21 protein-coding genes are annotated in these 19,748 nt (G+C 71.1%); 7 read left to right on the top strand and 14 right to left on the bottom strand.

Annotated elements, in window-relative coordinates; translation table 11 throughout:
* Positions 1-15: 15 nt before the first annotated feature.
* Genes gspG through PO78_RS17785 form a run of 5 tightly spaced genes read right to left on the bottom strand, consistent with a single transcriptional unit; the run spans position 16 to position 5,886 of the window.
* The gene (gspG, locus tag PO78_RS17805; RefSeq protein ID WP_004330183.1) at positions 16-486 is read right to left on the bottom strand and encodes a type II secretion system major pseudopilin GspG; all 471 of its coding nucleotides are present in this window, start codon (positions 484-486) and stop codon (positions 16-18) included.
* 4 nt (positions 487-490) lie between these two features.
* Positions 491-1,723, bottom strand: coding sequence for a type II secretion system inner membrane protein GspF (gene gspF, locus PO78_RS17800; protein WP_043745721.1), 1,233 nt, complete (start codon positions 1,721-1,723; stop codon positions 491-493).
* Positions 1,724-1,733: 10 nt separating this feature from the next.
* Positions 1,734-3,167: a type II secretion system ATPase GspE gene (gene gspE, locus PO78_RS17795; protein ID WP_043745719.1), complete on the bottom strand. Its 1,434-nt coding sequence runs from the start codon at positions 3,165-3,167 to the stop codon at positions 1,734-1,736.
* Entirely contained in the window at positions 3,167-5,353 is a 2,187-nt protein-coding gene (gene gspD, locus PO78_RS17790; protein WP_043745709.1) for a type II secretion system secretin GspD, read from the bottom strand. Before gspD ends, gspE begins: the two co-directional genes overlap by 1 nt.
* Positions 5,350-5,886: a type II secretion system protein N gene (locus PO78_RS17785; protein ID WP_004321062.1), complete on the bottom strand. Its 537-nt coding sequence runs from the start codon at positions 5,884-5,886 to the stop codon at positions 5,350-5,352. The genes gspD and PO78_RS17785 overlap by 4 nt, the downstream gene beginning before the upstream one ends.
* Positions 5,887-6,271: 385 nt before the next feature.
* Between PO78_RS17785 and PO78_RS17780 the strand changes: the two genes are divergently transcribed.
* From PO78_RS17780 to moaE, 5 genes are all read left to right on the top strand, one after another.
* The gene (locus PO78_RS17780; protein ID WP_004321063.1) at positions 6,272-8,233 is read left to right on the top strand and encodes an ATP-dependent DNA helicase; all 1,962 of its coding nucleotides are present in this window, start codon (positions 6,272-6,274) and stop codon (positions 8,231-8,233) included.
* A 76-nt stretch (positions 8,234-8,309) separates the two neighbouring features.
* On the top strand, positions 8,310-8,804 hold the full coding sequence (mobB, locus tag PO78_RS17775; RefSeq protein ID WP_004321064.1) for a molybdopterin-guanine dinucleotide biosynthesis protein B: 495 nt from the start codon (positions 8,310-8,312) through the stop codon (positions 8,802-8,804).
* On the top strand, positions 8,801-10,006 hold the full coding sequence (locus PO78_RS17770; RefSeq protein WP_012585540.1) for a molybdopterin molybdotransferase MoeA: 1,206 nt from the start codon (positions 8,801-8,803) through the stop codon (positions 10,004-10,006). The genes mobB and PO78_RS17770 overlap by 4 nt, the downstream gene beginning before the upstream one ends.
* 54 nt (positions 10,007-10,060) lie before the next feature.
* Positions 10,061-10,321, top strand: a complete 261-nt coding sequence (gene moaD, locus PO78_RS17765) for a molybdopterin converting factor subunit 1 (protein ID WP_004321066.1) — start codon at positions 10,061-10,063, stop codon at positions 10,319-10,321.
* 2 nt (positions 10,322-10,323) lie between these two features.
* Positions 10,324-10,863, top strand: coding sequence for a molybdopterin synthase catalytic subunit MoaE (gene moaE / locus PO78_RS17760; protein ID WP_004321067.1), 540 nt, complete (start codon positions 10,324-10,326; stop codon positions 10,861-10,863).
* Positions 10,864-10,990: 127 nt separating this feature from the next.
* On the opposite strand, the gene PO78_RS17755 is transcribed toward moaE, so the two are convergent.
* The 4 genes from PO78_RS17755 to PO78_RS17740 form a co-directional block, all read right to left on the bottom strand.
* Positions 10,991-11,497 (bottom strand): phasin family protein, encoded by a 507-nt coding sequence (locus PO78_RS17755; protein WP_004321068.1) that lies wholly within the window; start codon positions 11,495-11,497, stop codon positions 10,991-10,993.
* A 218-nt stretch (positions 11,498-11,715) separates the two neighbouring features.
* Complete coding sequence (locus tag PO78_RS17750; protein WP_004321069.1) at positions 11,716-12,252, bottom strand: TPM domain-containing protein; 537 nt, start codon at positions 12,250-12,252, stop codon at positions 11,716-11,718.
* Positions 12,252-13,148 carry a TPM domain-containing protein gene (locus tag PO78_RS17745; protein WP_012585539.1) on the bottom strand — a complete coding sequence of 299 codons (897 nt, stop codon included), beginning with the start codon at positions 13,146-13,148 and terminating at the stop codon, positions 12,252-12,254. The genes PO78_RS17750 and PO78_RS17745 overlap by 1 nt, the downstream gene beginning before the upstream one ends.
* A gap of 3 nt (positions 13,149-13,151) precedes the next feature.
* Complete coding sequence (locus PO78_RS17740; RefSeq protein ID WP_004323016.1) at positions 13,152-13,790, bottom strand: LemA family protein; 639 nt, start codon at positions 13,788-13,790, stop codon at positions 13,152-13,154.
* A 160-nt stretch (positions 13,791-13,950) separates the two neighbouring features.
* On the opposite strand from PO78_RS17740, the gene PO78_RS17735 reads away from it, so the two are divergent.
* Entirely contained in the window at positions 13,951-14,277 is a 327-nt protein-coding gene (locus PO78_RS17735) for a DUF2249 domain-containing protein (protein ID WP_004323015.1), read from the top strand.
* Here the strand turns inward: PO78_RS17735 and PO78_RS17730 are convergent.
* The 5 genes from PO78_RS17730 to ppk2 all read right to left on the bottom strand — a co-directional run bounded on the left by PO78_RS17730 (position 14,274) and on the right by ppk2 (position 18,618).
* On the bottom strand, positions 14,274-14,483 hold the full coding sequence (locus PO78_RS17730) for a hypothetical protein (protein WP_004323014.1): 210 nt from the start codon (positions 14,481-14,483) through the stop codon (positions 14,274-14,276). The genes PO78_RS17735 and PO78_RS17730 overlap by 4 nt on opposite strands.
* Before the next feature lie 11 nt (positions 14,484-14,494).
* On the bottom strand, positions 14,495-15,835 hold the full coding sequence (gene gorA / locus PO78_RS17725) for a glutathione-disulfide reductase (protein WP_004323013.1): 1,341 nt from the start codon (positions 15,833-15,835) through the stop codon (positions 14,495-14,497).
* Between the two features lie 64 nt (positions 15,836-15,899).
* The gene (locus PO78_RS17720) at positions 15,900-16,457 is read right to left on the bottom strand and encodes a glutathione peroxidase (protein ID WP_043745706.1); all 558 of its coding nucleotides are present in this window, start codon (positions 16,455-16,457) and stop codon (positions 15,900-15,902) included.
* 121 nt (positions 16,458-16,578) lie between these two features.
* Complete coding sequence (locus tag PO78_RS17715; RefSeq protein WP_004323011.1) at positions 16,579-17,217, bottom strand: hypothetical protein; 639 nt, start codon at positions 17,215-17,217, stop codon at positions 16,579-16,581.
* Between the two features lie 183 nt (positions 17,218-17,400).
* Positions 17,401-18,618 carry a polyphosphate kinase 2 gene (gene ppk2 / locus PO78_RS17710; protein WP_012585538.1) on the bottom strand — a complete coding sequence of 406 codons (1,218 nt, stop codon included), beginning with the start codon at positions 18,616-18,618 and terminating at the stop codon, positions 17,401-17,403.
* A 140-nt stretch (positions 18,619-18,758) separates the two neighbouring features.
* Here ppk2 and PO78_RS17705 point away from each other — a divergent pair, with 140 nt between their 5' ends.
* Positions 18,759-19,712 carry an alpha/beta hydrolase gene (locus PO78_RS17705; protein ID WP_012585537.1) on the top strand — a complete coding sequence of 318 codons (954 nt, stop codon included), beginning with the start codon at positions 18,759-18,761 and terminating at the stop codon, positions 19,710-19,712.
* Positions 19,713-19,748 lie beyond the last annotated feature (36 nt).

The raw sequence follows: 19,748 nt of genomic DNA, 5'->3' as shown, positions 1-19,748 counted from the left end.
CGAAGGGCGGGGCGCTCAGGGCTGCCAGGAGCCGACGTCGGCGTCGAAGCCTTCGCCGCCCGGGCGGCCGTCGGCGCCGTAGCTGAACACATCGACCTCGCCGTGCACGCCCGGCGCCAGGTACTGGTAGGGCTGGCCCCAGGGGTCGGCGGGCAGGCGCTCCACGTAGGCCTTCCAGTTCTCGGGCGCGGGCGCCGCGGTCGGGCGCGCGACCAGCGCGCCCAGGCCCTGCTCGGTGCTCGGGTAGCGCCGGTTGTCGAGCTTGTAGAGCTTGAGCGCCTGCATCAGCGAGGCGATGTCCTGGCGCGCCGCGACCACGCGCGCCTCGTCGGGCCGGCTCATGATGCGCGGCACGACCAGGGCGGCGAGCACGCCGAGGATCACGATCACGACCATCACCTCGATCAGCGTGAAGCCGCGGGCGCGGCGGCGGCCGGGATGGGTGTGGATGGCGGGGCCGGCAGGGCGGACGAAGCGTTGCAGCATGGACTTACCTCATCAGGGTGTTGATTTCGATGATCGGCTGCATGACCGCGAGCACGATCAGCAGCACCACCGCCCCCATCACCAGCAGCAGCAGCGGCTCGAGCAGGCTGGTGAGGGTGGCGGTGCGGGTTTCGAGTTCCTGCTGCTGCAGGCGCGCGGCACGCTCGAGCAGCTGGTCGATGCGGCCGGTGGCTTCGCCGTTGGCCACCATGTGGATCAGCATCGGCGGAAACGCGCGCCCGGCGGCGAGCGCGCGCGCCAGCGGCCGCCCTTCGCGCACCTGCTCGGCGGCTTCGCGCACCGCGGCGCGGATCGGCAGGCGCTGCACCACGCGGCCGGCGGCGTCGAGCGCGGCGAGCAGCGGCACGCCGCTGCCGACCAGGATGGCGAGCGTGCTCGCGAAGCGGGTGGCGTCCAGGCTGCGCAGGTGGCGGCCGAGCACAGGCAGCGCGAGCAGGCGGCGGTCGAAGGCGTGGCGGATGCGCTCGTCGCGCAACAGCGCGAGCGCGCCGAGCAGGGCGGCGGCACCCGCGGCGAGCGCGAGCCAGCCCCAGTCGCGGATGAAGTTCGACACCCCGATCATGATGCGGGTGAGCAGCGGCAGGGCCTGCTTGCTGTGCGCGAACACGCCCACCACCTGCGGCACCACGAAGACCATCAGCCCGGTCACCACCAGCAGCGCCACCATCGCCACGAGGGCCGGGTAGATCAGCGCCTGCATCGTCTTCCTCTGCAGGTCGGCGCCGCGTTCGAGGTGGTCGGCGAGCTGGTTCATCACCGCGGCGAGCTCCCCGGACTGCTCGCCGGCGGCGATCGCCGCGCGGTAGATCGGCGGGAAGGCGCCGCTGTGGCGGTCGAGCGCGATGCGCAGGCTGTGGCCGGAGACGACGTCGGAGCGGATCGCCGCCAGGGTGTCGTGCACGCGCTCGCTGTCGGCCTGCTCGATCAGCGCCGACAGCGCGTGCTCGACCGTGAGCCCGGCGGCGAGCAGGGTCGCCCACTGGCGCGACAGCAGCGCGAGCTCGTTCACCGGCAGGCGGCGGCGCGCCTGCACGCGTGCGAGCCAGCCCGGGCGATCGGCGGCAGCGCGGGCCTGCTGGCCGAGGTCGATGACCTCGACCGGATGCAGGCCGCGCTCGCGCAGCGCGCTGCGTGCGGCGCGGCCCGAGTCGGCCTCGATCACGCCGGTGCTCGGCGTGCCCTGGAGGTCGAAGGCGCGATAGCGGAAGGCGCTCATGACAAATGGCTCAGGCGCGGATCACGCGCTGCAGCTCGGCGGCGCTGGTCAGCCCGCTGGCGACGTGGCGCAGGCCGTCCTCGTGCAGGCTGTGCATGCCGGCGGCGCGCGCGTGGGCGCGCAGGCGGTCCTCGTCGGCGCCGTCGTGGATCAGGCGGCGCAGGCCCTCGTCGACCACCAGCAGCTCGTAGATGCCGGCACGCCCGCGGTAGCCGCTGTGGCCGCAGTGCGCGCACTGGCCGGCTTCCCAGCCCCGCGTCGTGCTGGCGGGCGCGGCGGGCTGGCGGCAGTCGGGACAGAGCTTGCGCACCAGGCGCTGGGCGAGCACGCCGCGCAGTGTGGAGGCGAGCAGGAAGGGCTCGATGCCCATGTCCACCAGGCGGGTGAGCGCGGCCGCGCTGTCGTTGGTGTGCAGGGTGGCGAGCACGAGGTGGCCGGTGAGGCTGGCCTGGATGGCGATCTGCGCGGTCTCGAGGTCGCGGATCTCGCCGATCATGATCACGTCCGGGTCCTGGCGCAGGATGGCGCGCAGCGCGCGCGCGAAGTCGAGCTCGATGCGCGGGTTGACCGGGATCTGGCCGACCCCGGGCAGATCGAATTCCACCGGATCCTCGACCGTGACGATGTTGAGGCGGCCGGCATCCAGGCTTTGCAGCGCCGCGTACAGCGTGGTCGTCTTGCCCGAGCCGGTGGGGCCGGTGACGAGCAGGATGCCGTGCGGCCGGGCGAGCAGGTCGGCGAACACGGCGCTGGTGTCGGGCGCCATGCCGAGGCCGTCGAGGCCGATCTGCCCGGCCTGCTTGTCGAGCAGGCGCAGCACCAGGCGTTCGCCGTGGGTGGTCGGTACGGTGGACACGCGCACATCGACCGCCCGCCCGGCCAGGCGCAGGGTGATGCGGCCGTCCTGGGGCAGGCGTTTCTCGGCGATGTCGAGCTGCGCCATGATCTTGATCCGCGAGGCCATCGCCGCGTGCAGGCCGCGGCGCGGTCGGGCGATGTCGCGCAGCACGCCGTCGCGGCGCAGGCGCACCACCGACTCGCGCTCGTAGGGCTCGATGTGCACGTCCGAGGCGCCGTCGCGTACCGCCTGGGTGAGCAAGGCGTTGATCAGGCGGATGATCGGCGCGTCGTCCTGGGTGTCGAGCAGGTCCTCGACCGCGGGCAGCTCGGTCATCAGGCGATCGAGGTCGACCTCCTGACCGACATCGGCGACGATCTCCGCCGCACTGTCGCCAGCGCCGCCGTAGGCCTCGGCGAGGCGGGCGTCGAAGAGCGCGCGCGGCACGCGCTGCAGGCGCAGTGGCAGGCCGACGCTGCGGCGCACTTCGGCGAGCGCTTGCGGGCGAACGTCCTCGCGCACCAGCACCTCGGCGTGTTCGGCGCCGAGGGCCGCGACCAGCACGCCGTGGTCGCGCGCGAAGCCGTAGGGCAGCTCGAAACCCATCAGCGCGGGGCCGCCGGCGTCGCGGCGGGCTGCAAGGGGCGGAAGGCGAGGTCGACCACCGGCGCCGGCTCGCCCGGCGGCGGGTCGCGCAGCAGATTGGCGCCCGAGGGCAGCTGGTCGCGGCGGCCGATCACGTAGTCGTAGCGGCTGTCGGTGAGCGCGGCGTAGCTTTCGCGGTCGCGCAGGATCACCGGGCGCAGGAACACCACCAGGTTGGTCTTGGCGCGCTTGCGCGTGTCGTAGCGGAACAGGCTGCCGGCGAAGGGGAGGTCGCCGAGCACCGGCACCTTCTCCTCGCCGCCGCTGTAGCTGTCCTCGACCAGCCCGCCGAGGGCGAGGATGGCGCCGTCGTCGACCAGCACCATGGACTCGATCGAGCGCTTCGTGGTCACCGAGTTGCCGGCGGCGGCGCTCTCGGCGCTGCCCACCACGGCCGAGGCCTCCTGGTAGATCTGCAGGCGGATCGCGCCGCCCTCGGAGATCTGCGGCTTGACGTGCAGGGTGAGGCCGACATCGCGGCGCTCGATGGTCTGGAAGGGGTTGGCGGGCGTGGTGCCGCCGCCGGTGTTGGCGTACTGGCCGGTGACGAAGGGCAGGTTGCGACCGACGACGATGCGCGCCTCCTCGTTGTCGAGTGTGATGAGGTTGGGCGTGGACAGGATGTTGGCGCTGACCTCGTTCTCGAGGAAACGGGCCAGCACCCCCAGGCTGAGCACTTCGCCGATGCCGGGCACGTTGACCTTGCCGCCGCCCACCACCAGGTTGAGGCCATTGTTCGGCAGCGTCAGCCTGGTCCGGTCGGCGCTACCGGCGATGAGCTGGCCGAGGTTGCCGCCGCCGCTGTTGAAGAGCTGCGCGCCGAGTACGCCGACCTCGCCCGCCGAGGCGCCGGCGACCCACTGGAAGCCGAACTCGGCGGCGCGTTCGGTGGAGATCTCGGCGATCAGCGCCTCGATGTAGACCTGCGCACGGCGGCGGTCGAGCTGGTCGATGACCGCGCGCAGGTTGCGGTAGACGGCGTCGGGCGCGGTGATGATCAGCGCGTTGTTCACCGCGTCCGGCTGCACCATGCCGCCGCGCGTGGCGGAGGAAAGACCGCCTGCTGCGCTGCCGGGGGTGGAGCCGGTGCCGCGCAGGGGGGCGCTGGCGACGCCCATTCCGGACGGGGCGGAACTGTCCGTGCCGAAGCCACTGCCGCCGCCGCTGTTGCGCGACAGCGGCTGCGTGCTTGCAGCGTCGCTCGTGCCGCCCTCCCCGGCGAGCGCGGCATTGAGCGTCGCGGCGACCTGGACGGCGTCGGCGTTGCGCAGATACACCACGCGAATGTCGCCGCCCGCGCCCGGACGGTCGAGCGCGGTGACGAGCTGGCGCAGCGCGGCCAGGCGGCTCGGCGTGTCGGCACGCACCAGCAGGCTGTTGCTGTTGGGTTCGGCGACGATCTGCGGCGGTGCGAGCCCGCCCGCGTTCTGGCCACCGGTCTGCTGCTCGGCGAGCAGGCGGACGAGCACCGGGGCAAGGTCGTTGGCCATCGCGTGCTGCAGCTGCAGCACCGCGACGTCGCCCTGCGGGGTGTCGATCGAGTCGATCACGGTCGCCAGCCGGCGCAGGTTCTCGGCGTAGTCGGTGACCACCAGGGTGTTGTTGCCGGGGAAGGCGGTGACCGCGTTGTTGGCCGAGACCAGCGGGCGCACCACGTTGACCATATGCACCGCGGATTCATGGCGCAGCGCGAACACCTGGGTCACCAGGCGGTCGCCGCGCGCTGCGCCCGCGCCCGGACGGCCACTGACCACCGGCACGCCGTGCAGCTTGGCGTCGGCCTCGGGAACGAGCTTGGTCACGCCCGACTCCTCGATCGCCGCGTAGCCCTGCAGGCGCAGCGCCGACAGCAGGATCTGGTAGGTCAGCTCCGGGGCCACGGGGGTGTTGGTGACGAGGTTGATCTTGCCCTTGACGCGTGGATCGATGAGAAAGTTGCGCCCCGAGATGCGTCCGATCGCCTGGATCACCGCGTCGATCTCGGCGTTCTGGAAGTTGAGCGCCACCGGCTCGCCCGCGGCGTGCACGAGGCACGAGCCGAGGCCGAGCGCGGCAATGGCGAGCGCGCGCAGCGCATTGCGCAACACGGCTCGGCCCCGCGCGGGTAAGGAACGAGGAAGCGGTCGGAGGGTGGAAAGGCGGGTCATCGGGGATCGCGTCTGGGCCCGCCATCGGCGACGGGCGTGGGTGGGCGGGAGGACTCGCCGCGCTCGCTGGCGCGCGCGGGCAGGGCGAGCGTGCTGCGGCGGCCATCGAGCTCGAATTCGGCGGCCTCGGGCAGTAGGCGGACGAGCCTGCGGCCATCGGGCAGGGCCTGGCCGGGGCTCAGGCTGAGGCTGGAGCCGTCCTCGGCCTGCAGGATCGCGAAGCCGGGCAGGGCGCCGAAGCCGGTGGCGATGCCGGTGACCGTGTAGCGTGCATCCGGGCCTGCCGCGCGCATCGGGGCCTTGTCGGCGACCGGTGCGGCACGACCCACATGCAGGCCGATGCGTGCGGCCACCTTGCGGGCGTCGGTCTCGTGGCGCGCAACCGCAGCCACCGGCGCGGGCGCCGCAAGTTGCCAGAACAGCTCCGCCGCCACCCAGGCGCAAGAGGTCAGCGCGAGCAGCCAGGCGAGCGTGGGCAGGGTGTTCGGCAGGGAGCGGAGGGCGGCGGTGTGGCGGCGGGAATACGTCGGCATCGGCAGGAGCGGGGACACTGGTGAAGACCGCAGGCGCGATGTCCGGCGCGCGCGACGGGATCGCAGCGACAGGTCGTCTGTCGTTCGGCGCAGGGCATGGGACGCCACCGGAATGCGCGTTTTCGGGAAAGCAGGCGCCAGTTCGCATGCGTGGGCTGGCGTCCGTCCCCTCATGGGGCCATTCGGGGTGATCGCCGTTCTGTCGCTGGCAAAGGCTGTGGACTATCGGCTGGAGATGTTGCAGTGGTGTTGCCGTCGACCGGACCCGGGGCGTGCCGCGATCGCCCGAGCGGGCCGTGGAGCCTCGTGGGCGCGGCAAGCGAATAGGCTAGTTGCACCGAAACTGGGATAATGTACAGCTTGCCCCGGAAGCCCACGACGCATCATGTCCGACCCCGCCCCGATCTTCGCCGACGACGGCCCGCTCGCCGCCGCGATCCCCGGTTTTCGTGCCCGTCCGCAGCAGATCGAGATGGCGCAGAAGATCGCCGAGGCGCTGCGCGAGAACCGCGTGCTGGTGGCGGAGGCCGGCACCGGCACCGGCAAGACCTTCGCCTACCTGGTGCCGGCGCTGCTGGCCGGGGGCAAGGCCATCATCTCCACCGGCACCAAGACGCTGCAGGACCAGCTCTTCAACCGCGACCTGCCCACCGTGCGCGCCGCGTTGAAGGTGCCGGTGACGATCGCGCTGCTGAAGGGGCGCGCCAACTACGTCTGCCACTACCACCTCGAGCGCAACGCGCGCGACGGCCGCTTCCTCACCGCGCAGGACGCCGCAGACCTGCGCGCGATCACGCGCTTCGCCAGGCTCACGCAGACCGGCGACAAGGCCGAATGCACCGACGTGCGCGAGGACTCGCTGGCCTGGCTCGCCGCGACCTCGACACGCGACAACTGCCTCGGCCAGGACTGCCCGCACAAGGACGAGTGCTTCGTGATGCAGGCGCGGCGCAACGCGATGGAGGCCGACGTGGTGGTGGTCAATCACCACCTCTTCTTCGCCGACGTGATGTTGCGCGACGAGGGCATGGGCGAGCTGCTGCCGGCGTGCAACGCGGTGATCTTCGACGAGGCCCACCAGCTCCCCGAGACCGCGAGCCTGTTCTTCGGCGACAGCGTGTCCACCGCCCAGGTGCTGGAGCTGGCGCGCGATACGCGCTCCGAGACCGTGGCCGCGGCGCGCGACTGCGTGGCGATGATCGACCAGACCCGCAACCTGGAAAAGGCCGCACGCGACCTGCGCCTGGTGTTCGGGCCGGAGAGCGCGCGGCTCTCCGCCGCGCAGGCCGCCGAGCATGAGAACTTCGACGCCATGGTCGAGGCGCTGGAGAAGGCGCTCGCCGACTTCCACGCGGTCCTCGCCACCCAGGCCGAGCGCTCCGAGGGCCTGGGCAACTGCCTGCGCCGCACCGAGGAGATGTCCGACCGCCTGGCGAGCTGGCGCAAGCCCGAAGACAAGGAGCTGATCCGCTGGGTCGAGGTCTTCACCCAGTCGCTCGCGCTCAATGCCACCCCCCTGCACGTGTCGGACGTGTTCAAGCGCCAGCTCGAAGGCCACCCGCGCGCGTGGATCTTCACCTCGGCGACGCTGGCGGTGGGCAAGGCCGACTTCGGTCACTACTGCCGCGAGCTGGGCCTGGCCTGGATGGACCCGCCGCCGCTCACCGCGGTGTGGGGCAGCCCCTTCGACTACGCCGAGCAGGCGCTGCTGTACGCGCCGGCCGGCATGCCCGAGCCCAACTCGCCCGACTACACCGAGCGTGTCGCGAAGGTCGCGCTGCCGCTGATCCGCGCCGCAAGAGGGCGCGCCTTCGTGCTGTGCACCTCGCTGCGTGCGATGCGCCGCATCCACGAGCTGATCCTCGACGGGCTTGCGCAGAGCGGTGACGCGCTGCCGGTGCTGCTGCAGGGCGAGGGTTCGCGCACCGAGCTGCTCGAGCGCTTCCGCCGCCTGGGCAACGCGGTGCTGGTGGCGAGCCAGAGCTTCTGGGAGGGCGTCGACGTGCCGGGCGACGCGCTCTCGCTGGTGGTGATCGACAAGCTGCCCTTCGCGCCGCCCGACGACCCGGTGCTGGCGGCGCGCGTCGAGCACATGCAGAAGCAGGGCCTGAGCCCCTTCGTGCATCACCAGCTGCCCAAGACCGTGATCAACATGAAGCAGGGCGCCGGGCGCCTGATCCGCAGCGAGCGCGACCGCGGCGTGCTGTGCATCTGCGACCCGCGCATGATCGACAAGTCCTACGGCAAGGTCGTCTGGCGCAGCCTGCCGCCCATGCGCCGCACGCGCGCCGAAGCCGACGCGGTCGCCTTCCTCGAGAGCCTGCCGCCGCCGCGGCAGGGCGGCTGAGCTGGGTCAAGGGTGGGCAGCGGCGCTCTGTTGTATCCTTCGGCCCTGCTCATATCACGCCGTGGGGCGAGTCTCGATGAAAGTCTTCGGTTTCGCCGGCTGGTCCGGCTCCGGCAAGACCACCCTGGTCGAAAAGCTGATCCCCGAATTCACCGCGCGCGGTCTGCGCGTGTCGGTGATCAAGCACGCCCACCACGGCTTCGACCTCGACAAGCCGGGCAAGGACTCGTGGCGCCACCGCGAGGCCGGCGCGATGCAGGTGCTGATGCTGTCGAACGACCGCTGGGTGCTGATGCACGAGCTGCGCGGCGCCCCCGAGCCCACGCTGGACGAGCAGCTGCGCCTGCTCGAACCCTGCGACCTGGTGCTGATCGAAGGCTACAAGGCGGCGGCGGTACCCAAGATCGAGATCCACCGCCCCTCGCACGGCAAGCCGCCGCTGTGGCCCGAGAACCCGCACGTGGTCGCGGTCGCCACCAACGGCGAGATCGACTGTCCGCTGCCGCGTCTGCCGCTCGACGAGCCCGCCGTGGTCGCCGACTTCATCCTGGACTACTTCAAGAACCGATGAACCCCGACATGCTTTCCTTCGACGAGGCCTACGAGAAGCTGCTCGGCTTCGTCCGCCCGGTGCGCGAGGTGGAGGAGGTGGACACCCTGTTCGCCGCCGGCCGCGTGCTCGCGGTCGATCAGCATTCCACCATCGACCAGCCGCCGATGGACAACTCCGGCATGGACGGCTACGCCCTGCGCGCCGTCGACGTGCCGGTGGCCGGAACCCGCCTGCCGGTGAGCCAGCGCATCCCCGCCGGCAGCGTCGGCCACGAGCTCGCCCCCGGCACCGCCGCGCGCATCTTCACCGGCGCGCCGCTGCCCCCCGGCGCGGATACCGTGGTGATGCAGGAGCTGTGCGAGCACGCCGGCGACGAGGTGGTGGTCAACACGGTGCCGCGTGCCGGCGAGGCGGTGCGTCGCATGGGCGAGGATGTCGCCCGCGGCGCGCGCGTGCTGCCCGCCGGGCTGCGCCTGAGCCCGCAGGCGGTCGCGCTCGCCGCCTCGGTGGGTCTGGCGCGGCTGCCGGTGCATCGGCGCGTCAAGGTCGCCGTCTTCTCGACCGGCTCCGAGCTGGTGATGCCGGGCGAGCCCCTGCCGCCCGGCGGCATCTACAACTCCAACCGGTACCTGCTGCGCGGCCTGCTCGCCGGGCTAGGCTGCGAGGTCGAGGACTTCGGCATCGTGCCCGACCGCCTCGACGCCACCCGCGAGGTGCTGCGCCGCGCGGCCGAGGGACACGATCTCATCCTCACCAGCGGCGGCGTGTCGGTGGGCGAGGAAGACCACGTCAAGCCGGCGGTCGAGGCCGAGGGCAGCCTGGACATGTGGAAGATCGCGATGAAGCCGGGCAAGCCGCTGGCCTACGGGCGGGTGCATGGTGCCGCCTTCATCGGTCTGCCGGGCAACCCGGTGTCGAGCTTCGTGACCTTCCTGTTGATGGTGCGGCCCTTCCTGCTCGCCACCCAGGGAGTGAGCGAGGTCGCTCCGGCGTCGATGCAGTTGCGCGCCGACTTCGACTGGCCGCGGCCCGACCGCCGGCGTGAGTTCCTGCGCGCGCGCATGAACGCGCAGGGCGGGGTGGAACTCTTCGCCAACCAGGGCTCGGCGGCGCTCGAGTCCACCGTGTGGGCCAACGGCCTGGTCGACATCCCGGCCGGCACGGTGATCGCGTGCGGCGAGACGGTGCGCTTCCTGCCCTACGGCGACCTGCTGCACTGAGGCGCGGATGGGGACGAGCGGACGCGGACGGGCAATCAAGGGAACGAGACGGACATGACGAGCAAGGTGAAGATTCTGTATTTCGCGAGCCTGCGCGAGGCTGTGGGGTGCGCCGGCGAGGAGCTGGACCTGCCCGCCGGCGTCGGCACGGTGGGGGCCTTGCGCAGCCACCTGGCCGCGCGCGGCGAGGGCTGGCAGGCGCTGGCGGCCGGGCGCAACGTGCGCGCGGCGCTCAACCAGAAGATGGCGGGCGCCGATGCGTCGCTCGATGCCGGCGACGAGGTCGCCTTCTTTCCGCCGGTGACCGGAGGCTGACGATGGTGGAAGCGAGAGCGCAGGACGCCGCCGAGGTCAGCGTCCAGCACGAGGACTTCGACGTCGGGGGCGAGATCGCGCGCCTCGGCGAGGGACGGCGCGACGTCGGCGCGGTGGCGAGCTTCGTCGGCCTGGTGCGCGACGCCAACGACGGCAGCGGCGTGCGCGCGATGACGCTGGAGCACTACCCGGGCATGACCGAGCGCGCGCTCGAGGAGATCGTCGAGCAGGCGAAGGCGCGCTGGTCGCTGCTCTCCGTGCGCGTCATCCACCGCTACGGCCGCCTGGAGCCCGCCGACCGCATCGTCTTCGTCGGCGTGACGAGCGCGCATCGTGGCGAGGCCTTCGCCGCCTGCGAGTTCATCATGGACTACCTGAAGACGCGGGCCCCGTTCTGGAAGTGCGAGGAGACGCCGCAGGGCGCGCGTTGGGTCGATGCGCGCGAGAGTGACGACTCGGCCGCTGCGCGCTGGGCCGCCTCCGGTGCGCAGGTCCCCGCGGGCGAGGGCGAGGACTGGGACGACATCGAGCTGCGGCGCTGAGGGGGCGAGGACGGCCGGGGAGGCCGCCCTTTGCGGGTTCTTGCGGGATGCGGATCAAATAAAACGGCGCCGCAAGGCGCCGTTTTCAATCGCAGCGGGAACGGCCCGCCACACGAGGCGGAGGCGTTCAGCGACGACCCTTGCCACCCTGCTGGGTGAAGGCCTGGAAGGCCTGGGTGGAGGCGCGCGTCATCTGTTCGAAGGCCGCACGGGTGGTGTCCATCGCGGTCTGCATCGCGCCCAGCGCGTTCTGATCGGCGATCGGCATGCCGGTGAACATCTTCTGCATGGCTTCGAACATGTCGGTGCTGCCCGAGCTCAGCTGCTCCCCCACCAGCCGGCCGAACTCGGCCTGGGTGGCAGCGGTGATCTCGGCAATCTGGCGTGCGCACGCGAGCATCTCTTCGGTGGTGCGCTGCGCGTAGCTCGCGCGCATTTCCATCGCGCCCTGCGGGTCCTTCGCGGCCGAGAGGGCCTTGGCGTTCTGCACGCCTTCCTCGAACAGACGCTTGGCCGTGGTGACCTGGATCTCCATGATGCGCTGCGAGTTCTCGATCGACATCTGGGCCAGGCGCATCGCCGCCTCGAGGTTCTTCTTCTGAAGTTCGTTCAACTGTTCCTGTTTGCTGGCCATAGGCTCCTCTCCACTCGCACGTATCGGTTGTCTGACTTTTTCCGGGCTTGGCGCCCTCGGGACGGTGTCCCTTGTTGTTCTCGGGCCGGCACATCCTCACCGACTTCACCATCCCGGCTTCCACAATAGCACAGCTCGCTTGCGGCTCCGCGGCGCATCCGGTGCTTCGACGGCGTGACGGGTGCGTATGATGCTGCGCTGCAACAGCTTCGGTCGCTTCAGCGCAGCACCGGGCGGTCGGAGAGACCGCCACCGCTCGCAAGGCCGGTGGCGCCCGCCCCGCGGAAAGCCGCGCGCAGCAGCTGGTCCAGGCAATCCACCGCGGCCGCGAGCGCGTCCTCGAAGCGCGCTTCGCGGCAGGGCGTGGCGAGGCGATCGACCAGTGCCTGCCAGGCGGCGGGTTCGAGCTGGCGTGCGAGCGCACGATCCGCGACGATCTCGATGCGGTGCTCGGCGAGCAGCAGATAGACCAGCACGCCGTTGTTGTCCTCGGTGTCCCACACGCGCTGCTTGCCGAACAGCGTGATCGCGCGGTCGCGGATTACGCTCGCGAGCGCCTCGCGGCGCGCGAGGTGGCGCCAGAGGTAGCTCGGCGGCAGGCTGGCCTCGACGCACAGGCAGATCTGCCCGGTGTGGCCGGTCTCGCTTGAGCGAACACGCGCTTCCAGGCGGTCGAGCGCCGCCTCGCCGAGTGCGCGACGGGCGTCGTCGGCGTCGAGCCAGAGGTGGCGCAGGAGCCTGCGCAGTGTCTCCATCACCAGCTCCCCGAGGCGCCGCCGCCACCGAAACTGCCTCCGCCGCCGGAACGGAACCCGCCACCCCCGAGCCTGCCGCCGCCCAGGCCGCCGAGGCTGCCGCCGCGGATGACCGGCCCTCCGCCGCGATGCGGCGGACCGCCGCGACCGCCGCCGCCGATGCCGAGCGCGAGCACGAAGACCACGGCGAGCACGCCGCCGACGAGGGCGAGAAAGAGGCTGGCGGTAAGCAGATGCACGATGAGCCCGGTGACGGCGCCCGTCGCGAAGGCCCCGGGTTTGCGCCCGAGCATGCCCACCAGCACCGCGCCGAGAATCGGCACGCCGACGAAAAGCAGGGCGCCGAGGTCCTCGATGCCGGCGCCTCCGCCGCCGCGTGCGGCGGGTTCCGGCGCAGGCAGGTTCTCGCCGCGGATCAGCGCGGACAGGCCTCCCACACCGGCGTCGATGCCGCCGGCGAAGTCGCCACGGCGGAGGGCCGGCGTGATCGCGCCGTCGATGATGCGCCGGGCGGCGAGGTCGGGGATCGCGCCCTCGAGCGCACGGGCGACCTCGATGCGCACCTTGCGGTCGTCCTTCGCCACCAGCAGCAGCACGCCGTCGCCCACCTCGCGACGGCCGATCTTCCAGGCATCCGCGACACGGAAGGCGTAGGCGGCGATATCCTCGGGCGTGGTGCTGCGCACGAGCAGCACGGCGATCTGGCTGCCATGCGCGGCCTCGAAGGCGGCGAGCTTGCCCTCGAGCGCGCGCACCTGCGCCGCCGACAGCGTTGCGGTGAGGTCGGTCACACGCGCCTGCAGTGCCGGCACCGGCTGCAGCGGCTGGGCAAGCGCCAGCCCGGTCGCGAACAGTGCGGCGAGCGTCAGCAGCGCGCGCCAGAGCTGCTGCGCCATCGCTCAGCGTCCGCCCTGGCCACCGAAGTCGACCCGGGGCGGCGCCGAGATCGCGGCCTCGTCGGCCACCGTGAAGCCGGGTTTGGGCTGGTAGCCGAACACCATCGCAGTGAGGTTGGACGGGAAGCTGCGCGCCAGCACGTTGTATTGCTGGACGGCGTCGATGTAGCGGTTGCGCGCCACGGTGACGCGGTTCTCGGTGCCCTCGAGCTGTACGCGCAGGTCCTGGAAGCCCTGGTTCGCCTTGAGGTCGGGGTAGTTCTCGGCGACCGCGAGCAGACGCGACAGCGCGCTGCCGAGCTGGCCCTGGGCCTGCTGGAAGCGCTCCAGCGCCTGCGGGTCGTCGAGCATTCCGGGGGTGACCTGGATCGATGTGGCGCGGGCGCGCGCCTCGATCACGCGGGTCAGCGTCTCCTGCTCGAAGGCGGCTTCGCCCTTGACCGTCTCGACCAGGTTGGGGATGAGATCGGCGCGGCGCTGGTACTGGTTGAGCACCTCCGACCACGCGGCGCGGGTCTGTTCGTCGAGGCGCTGGAAGTCGTTGTAACCGCAGCCGGACAGGGTCAGCGAGGCGGCGAGGACGAGCGGTAGCGCGAGGCGGCCGAGGTGACGGAAAGGCCGACGAGCGGGGCGGGAATCCATTTCGCTTCTCCGGAAGATGCCGGTGGAAAGATCTTCACTCTAGCAGTGCGCACGGGGTTTTTGTCCTTGCTCAAGGATTCCGCCTGCGCGCGGTACTAGGATTCGCGAGCTGCGATTCCGGCCGCAGGTTCGAGACCGGACCCCCAATGGAAGATCCAAGATGTCCGATAACGCTGTTCACCCCTTCGATGCGCGCGGCGTTGCCAAGCGCTTCCGCCATGCCGCCATCTTCGGTGCGCTCGAGTCGCTCGAGGACGGCGAGGTCATGCGCTTCGTCAACGACCACGATCCGCTGCCGCTGCTGAACCAGATCCAGCAACGCTACGGCAACCAGGTCGGCATCCACTACGTCGCCCGCGAGCCGGGCAACATCGTCATCGACTTCACCATCCAGCTCGGCGCTCCGGCTGCGGTGGGGGCGCCCGCTGCCGCGGTCGCCGGTGGCGGCGGTTGCGGCGGCGGTGGCGGCCACGGCTGCTGCTCCTAAGCCTTTCCGTACTTGCGGAAGACCGCGCGGGCATCGGCCTGCGCGCGTTCCAGGGTGCATATCGACGGATCGTCGTCGTGCCCGCTGAAGAACCCGTCCTCCTGGGCGGCCATCACCAGCTTGATGGCCGCCTTTTCGCTCTGGTCGTAGCGCTCGTATAAAAGCGTGGCGACCTCGTCCAGGTGTTGCTCGTAAGTCATCGGCATCGCTCGCTCCCTTAGCGCATGGTGACGAATTCTTCGGCGCTGGTCGGGTGGATCGCGACCGTGTCGTCGAAGTCCGCCTTGCGCGCGCCCATCTTCACCGCCACCGCGAAGCCCTGCAGCATCTCGTCGGCGCCGTCGCCGATCACGTGGGCGCCGACGATGCGCTCGTCCGCGCCGACGCAGACCAGCTTCATCGAGGTCTTCGGACGGTGCTCGGTGAGCGCGTTGTACATGGCGGTGAAGCGCGTGCTGTAGACCTTCACGTCGGCGAAGCGCTTGCGCGCCTCTTCCTCGGTGAGGCCGACGGTGCCGATGGCCGGGTGGCTGAACACCACGGTGGGGATGTTCTCGTAGTCCAGCTTGCTGTCGGACCCGCCGCGGAACAGGCGCAGCGCAAGCCGGCGACCCGCCGCGATCGCCACCGGGGTGAGCTCGGCGCGGCCGGTGATGTCGCCGATCGCGTAGATGCCGGGCACGTTGGTGTTCTGGAACGCGTCGGTGGGGATCGTACCCTTGGCGTCGGCCTCGATGCCGGCCGCGGCGAGTTGCAGGCGGTCGGTGTTGGGCTGGCGGCCTGTGGCCCACACCAGCGCGTCCACCTCGAGGCTGCCGGCCTCGCCGCAGTCGACGAGCAGGCTGCCGTCGGCCTGGCGCCGCAGCGCGCGCGCCCGGGTGCCGAAGCGAAGCGCGATGCCGTCCTCCTGCATCTGCGCGGCGAGTTCGTCGCGCAGCATGGCGTCGAAGGGGCGCAGCAGGCGATCGCCGCGCACGAGCATGGAGACCTCGCTGCCCAGGCCGTGGAAAACGCCGGCCAGCTCCACCGCGATGTATCCCGCGCCGACCACGGCGACGCGACGCGGCTGCGCCTCGAGGGCGAAGAAGCCGTCCGAATCGATGCCGAGCTCGGCGCCGGGCAGGTCGGGCAGGGCGGGGCGGCCGCCGGTGGAGATCACGATGTGGGGTGCGGTGAAGCGCTCGCCTTCGACCTCGACCACCCGCGGGCCGGAGAAGCGTGCGAAGCCGCGCTTCAGCTCGACGCCGGACTTGTCCAGCATGCCGGCGTAGATGCCGTTGAGGCGCTCGACGTAGGCATCGCGACGCTGCTTGAGCGTGGCCCAGTCGAAGCGCCCGGCGACCTCCGCGAAGCCGTATCCGGGGGCATCGCGCAGCGCCTGCGCGATGCCCGAGGCGTACCACATCACCTTCTTGGGCACGCAACCGACGTTGACGCAGGTGCCGCCGAGGCGGGCGGCCTCGATCAGCAGCACGCGCGCACCGTATTCCGCGGCGCGGCGGGCGGTGGCGACGCCACCGCTGCCGCCGCCGATGGCGATCAGGTCGTATTCCTTCATGGGTTCTCCCTTTCCGTGGGCGGCTGGCGGCCGCCTCGTTGTCGCGCTTGGTGGGGCGCGGCGCTCACAGCGCCTTCTCGATTGCCGCGATCACCTCGGGGGCGTCGGGCTTGGTGCGGCTGCCGAAGGCCGCCACCACGCGGCCGTTGCGGTCGATCACGTACTTGTGGAAGTTCCACTCCGGCGCCGCCGACTGGCGTGCGATCTCGCGGAACAAGGGATGCGCTTCGGTGCCGGTGACGTGGATCGGCGCGTACATGTCGAAGGTGACGCCGAAGTTCTGGAAGCAGACCTCGGCGGTCTCGGCCTCGTCGGCAGCCTCCTGGCGGAAGTCGTCGGACGGAAAGCCGGCGACCTTGAGCCCGCGCGCCTTGTAGCGCTGGTGCACCGCCTCGAGCTCGCGGAACTGCCGCGTGAAGCCGCAGTGGCTGGCGGTGTTGACCACCAGCACGGGCTGGCCGGCGTAGCGGTCTGCGAGCCGCACCGACTCGTCGGCGTACAGACGGCGCAGACTGTGGTCGTAGAGGCGCGTCATCGCATCGTCGGCAGCGCCGGCGTTGGGGGCGAGGGTGGCGAGCAGAACGGCGGGGGCGAGGGCACGGGCAAGACGGGCGAAGGACATGATCGGTCTCCTGGCAGGAACGGCAAGCGGTGGACCGGGCGATGCGCGATCGGTTCGCCTTGTGGGCGCGGCACGCGCAGCGAGGCACCGGACCCGCCTCGTGGCGGATCCGCGCCGGGGCTCAGAGGCGGCTGAGATCCTCGATCGCATCGACCACCATCCCGGTGCCGACACTGATCAGCAGGATGTCGGCGGCGACGCGGACGAAGCGATGACCTTCGGGCGGCATGCCGAGGCGTAGCACGATGTCGCCCGGCGCGTCGTACCACACCACGTCGCGCGGCAGCGGCGCGCCGATGCGCCACTTCTTCGCCTGTCCCGGCGGCATGCAGCCGTTGCCCTTCTTTGCCAGTCCGGGTGGGCAGTCGCCGGCACGGAAGCGGTCGCCGTAATACTGACGCACCACCTCGCGGTGACGGTCGGAGAAGTAGGCCGAAACGCGCGGCGACGAGCCGGCGCGGTCGGTGCGATGTTCGCGGTCGCGGTCCTGCTCGCGGCCGCGCGCCTGGCCACCGTCGCGGTCTCCACCGCGCCCGCGCGTCTCGTCGCCACGCACGTCCCGATTGCCCTGCTCGCTGCGTTTGTCGGGGCGCTTGTCGCCGCGTTCCTGGGGACCGCCGTGATCGGGTTTGCCGCCCTGGACGCGATCGGGTTTGCCGCCGCCGGCCCCGTCCGGCTTGTCGGCGAAGGCCGGGCCGGCGAGGAGCGCGGCGACGATCAGGCCGGCGGTGGCCTTGTGGCGAAGTTTGCCGATGTTCATCTTGTTCTCCCTTGTCGTTTGTGCCGTGGGGCGCGCGGGGGCGGCCAGCCGGCGAGGAACATCCCGCCGGCGACCCGTGCCTGCAGGATAGATCGCCACGGACGCGGCCCGCACGACGGCTTACCTCTTGTCACCAGCCGTCGATCCCGGATGCAAATGTGCGCTGCGTCGGACCGCAGACGCTTACAGCAGCGCCACGGCGTCCTTCTCGCCGCGCTCGTACACCACGTTGGCACGGCCTACCAGCAAGGGATCGAGCGGGCCGATGAGGGAGACATCCTTGTTGGCATAGGGCAGCTTGTGCAGCACGTAGCGCAGCGCGTTGAGGCGTGCTCGCTTCTTGCAGTCGGACTTGACTACGGTCCATGGCGCGTCGGCGGTGTCGGTGTAGAAGAACATCGCCTCCTTGGCCTTGGTGTATTCGTCCCACTTGTCGAGCGAGGCGAGGTCGATCGGCGACAGCTTCCACTGCTTGAGCGGGTGCGACTCGCGCTCCTTGAAGCGGCGACGCTGCTCCTCGCGGCTCACCGAGAACCAGAACTTGATCAGGTGGATGCCGCTGCGCACCAGGTTGCGCTCGAACTCGGGGACCTGGCGCATGAATTCGTTGTACTCGTCGGGCGTGCAGAAGCCCATGACGCGCTCGACGCCGGCGCGGTTGTACCAGGAGCGGTCGAACAGCACGATCTCGCCGGCGGTGGGCAGGTGCTGGATGTAGCGCTGGAAGTACCATTGGCCGCGCTCGAGCTCGGAGGGCTTCTCCAGCGCCACCACGCGCGCGCCGCGCGGGTTGAGGTGCTCCATGAAGCGCTTGATCGTGCCGCCCTTGCCGGCGGCGTCACGGCCCTCGAAAAGGATCACCACGCGCTGACCGGTCTCCTTGACCCAGGCCTGCAGCTTGAGCAACTCGACCTGCAGCCGGTACTTCTGCTTTTCGTAGGCCTTGCGCGACATCAGGTTGCGGTAGGGGTAGCCGCCCTTGCGCCAGTCGGGCGAGAGCTCGTCGTCCGGATGGGCGCCCGGCGCCTGCGGCAGGTCGGCGCGCATCAGCGCGCGGCGCAGCATGTGGATGTCGTCGGGCGAGGCGCCGTCGAGGATGGCCTCGAGCGCGTCCTCCCTTTTGGCCTGCGGATCCGCAGCCGCTCGGGCCAGGATGTCCTTGACCGCGACGAGCTTGGAGTCCTGCGCGGCGTCGATCGCCTGCTCGATCTCGAAGGCCTCGATGCCCGTGCTGCTGAAATCGGGCGCGGTGTCGCCGGCCGCGATCGGACGTGCGGGGCCGGCGGCCTTGGACTTCGCGCGCGCGGCGCCCGCGTCCTTGGCGCGCGGAGCCGTGCGCGGCTTCTTGCTGCGGGTGGAGGCGGTGTCCACTACGGGGACGGTTTCCTCGGTCTTGTTCATGATGACGCTTCTCCCTTGTCTGCACGAATTCTAATCCCGTGCCTTCCGCAGGGCACGCCCGTCGTGGGGTGCGACGGGTAGAATCGCGGACTCCGCCCGCGGCCGGGCGTGGCCCGGCAAAACGCAATCCGTTCTCGATCATGCCGCTGACCAAAGAAACCCGTTCCCTGCTCGACATGGCCTACCGTGTCGGCGCCCCCCGCTTCCACGAACTCGCGGTGGCGCAGGCGCGTCATTCGGCGCAGAAGCTGCACTTCGCCTTCCGGCCCGAGGCGCCGGCGGTGGCCTCCACCGCCGAGGTGCCGATCCCGCGCCCCGACACCTCGGCGCTGCTCGCCCGCCTGTACCGGCCCTTCGGCAGCCATATGGACGACCGTCTGCCGCTGGTGATCTTCGCGCACGGTGGAGGCTGGTGCATCGGCGACGTGGCGAGCTACGACGTGGCCTGCCGCGAACTCGCCAACGGCTCGGGTTGCGCGGTGCTGTCGGTGGAGTACCGGCTCGCGCCCGAGCATCCTTTCCCCGCCGCGCCCGAGGACATGCGCCTGGCCTTCGATTGGTCGGTCGACAACGCCGACCTGCTCGGCATCGACCCGGCGCGCATCGCCCTCGCCGGCGACAGCGCCGGGGGCAACCTGGCGATCGTCACCGCGCTCGCCCTGCGCGCGGCCGAGGTGAAGCCGGCCTTCCTGCTGCTGATCTACCCGAGCACCGAGATCCGCAGCGCGCGGCCCTCGCGCGAGCGCTACGCCGAGGGCTTCTTCCTCGATCGTGAGTCGCTGCAGTGGTTCTTCGAGCGCTACCTGCCCGGCGTCGATACCGAGGACTGGCGGGCGTCGCCGATGCGCGCGGCCTCGCTCGCCGGGCTGCCGCCGATGCAGGTGATCTGCGCGGAATGCGATCCGCTGGTGGACGACTGCCTGGCGTTCGTCGAGCGCGTGCGCAGCGAAGGCGGCGAGGTGGCGCTGCGTGTCTTCGAGGGCGTGGTGCATGGCTTCTACACCCTGGGCAAGCTCATCCCGGAGGCGCGCGAGGCCGTGGCGCTGTCGGCCGCGGCCTTGCGCTCCCACCTCGCGGAGTGCGCGCAGTCCTGAGCGGATCCGGCAGGCGGGCGTCCGCCGGGAACGGCC

The sequence above is a fragment of the Thauera sp. SWB20 genome (assembly GCF_000831325.1).
GTDB lineage: Bacteria > Pseudomonadota > Gammaproteobacteria > Burkholderiales > Rhodocyclaceae > Thauera > Thauera aminoaromatica.
Note: the sequence above shows the minus strand (reverse complement) of the source record. Positions and strands in the feature narration are given on the sequence as shown.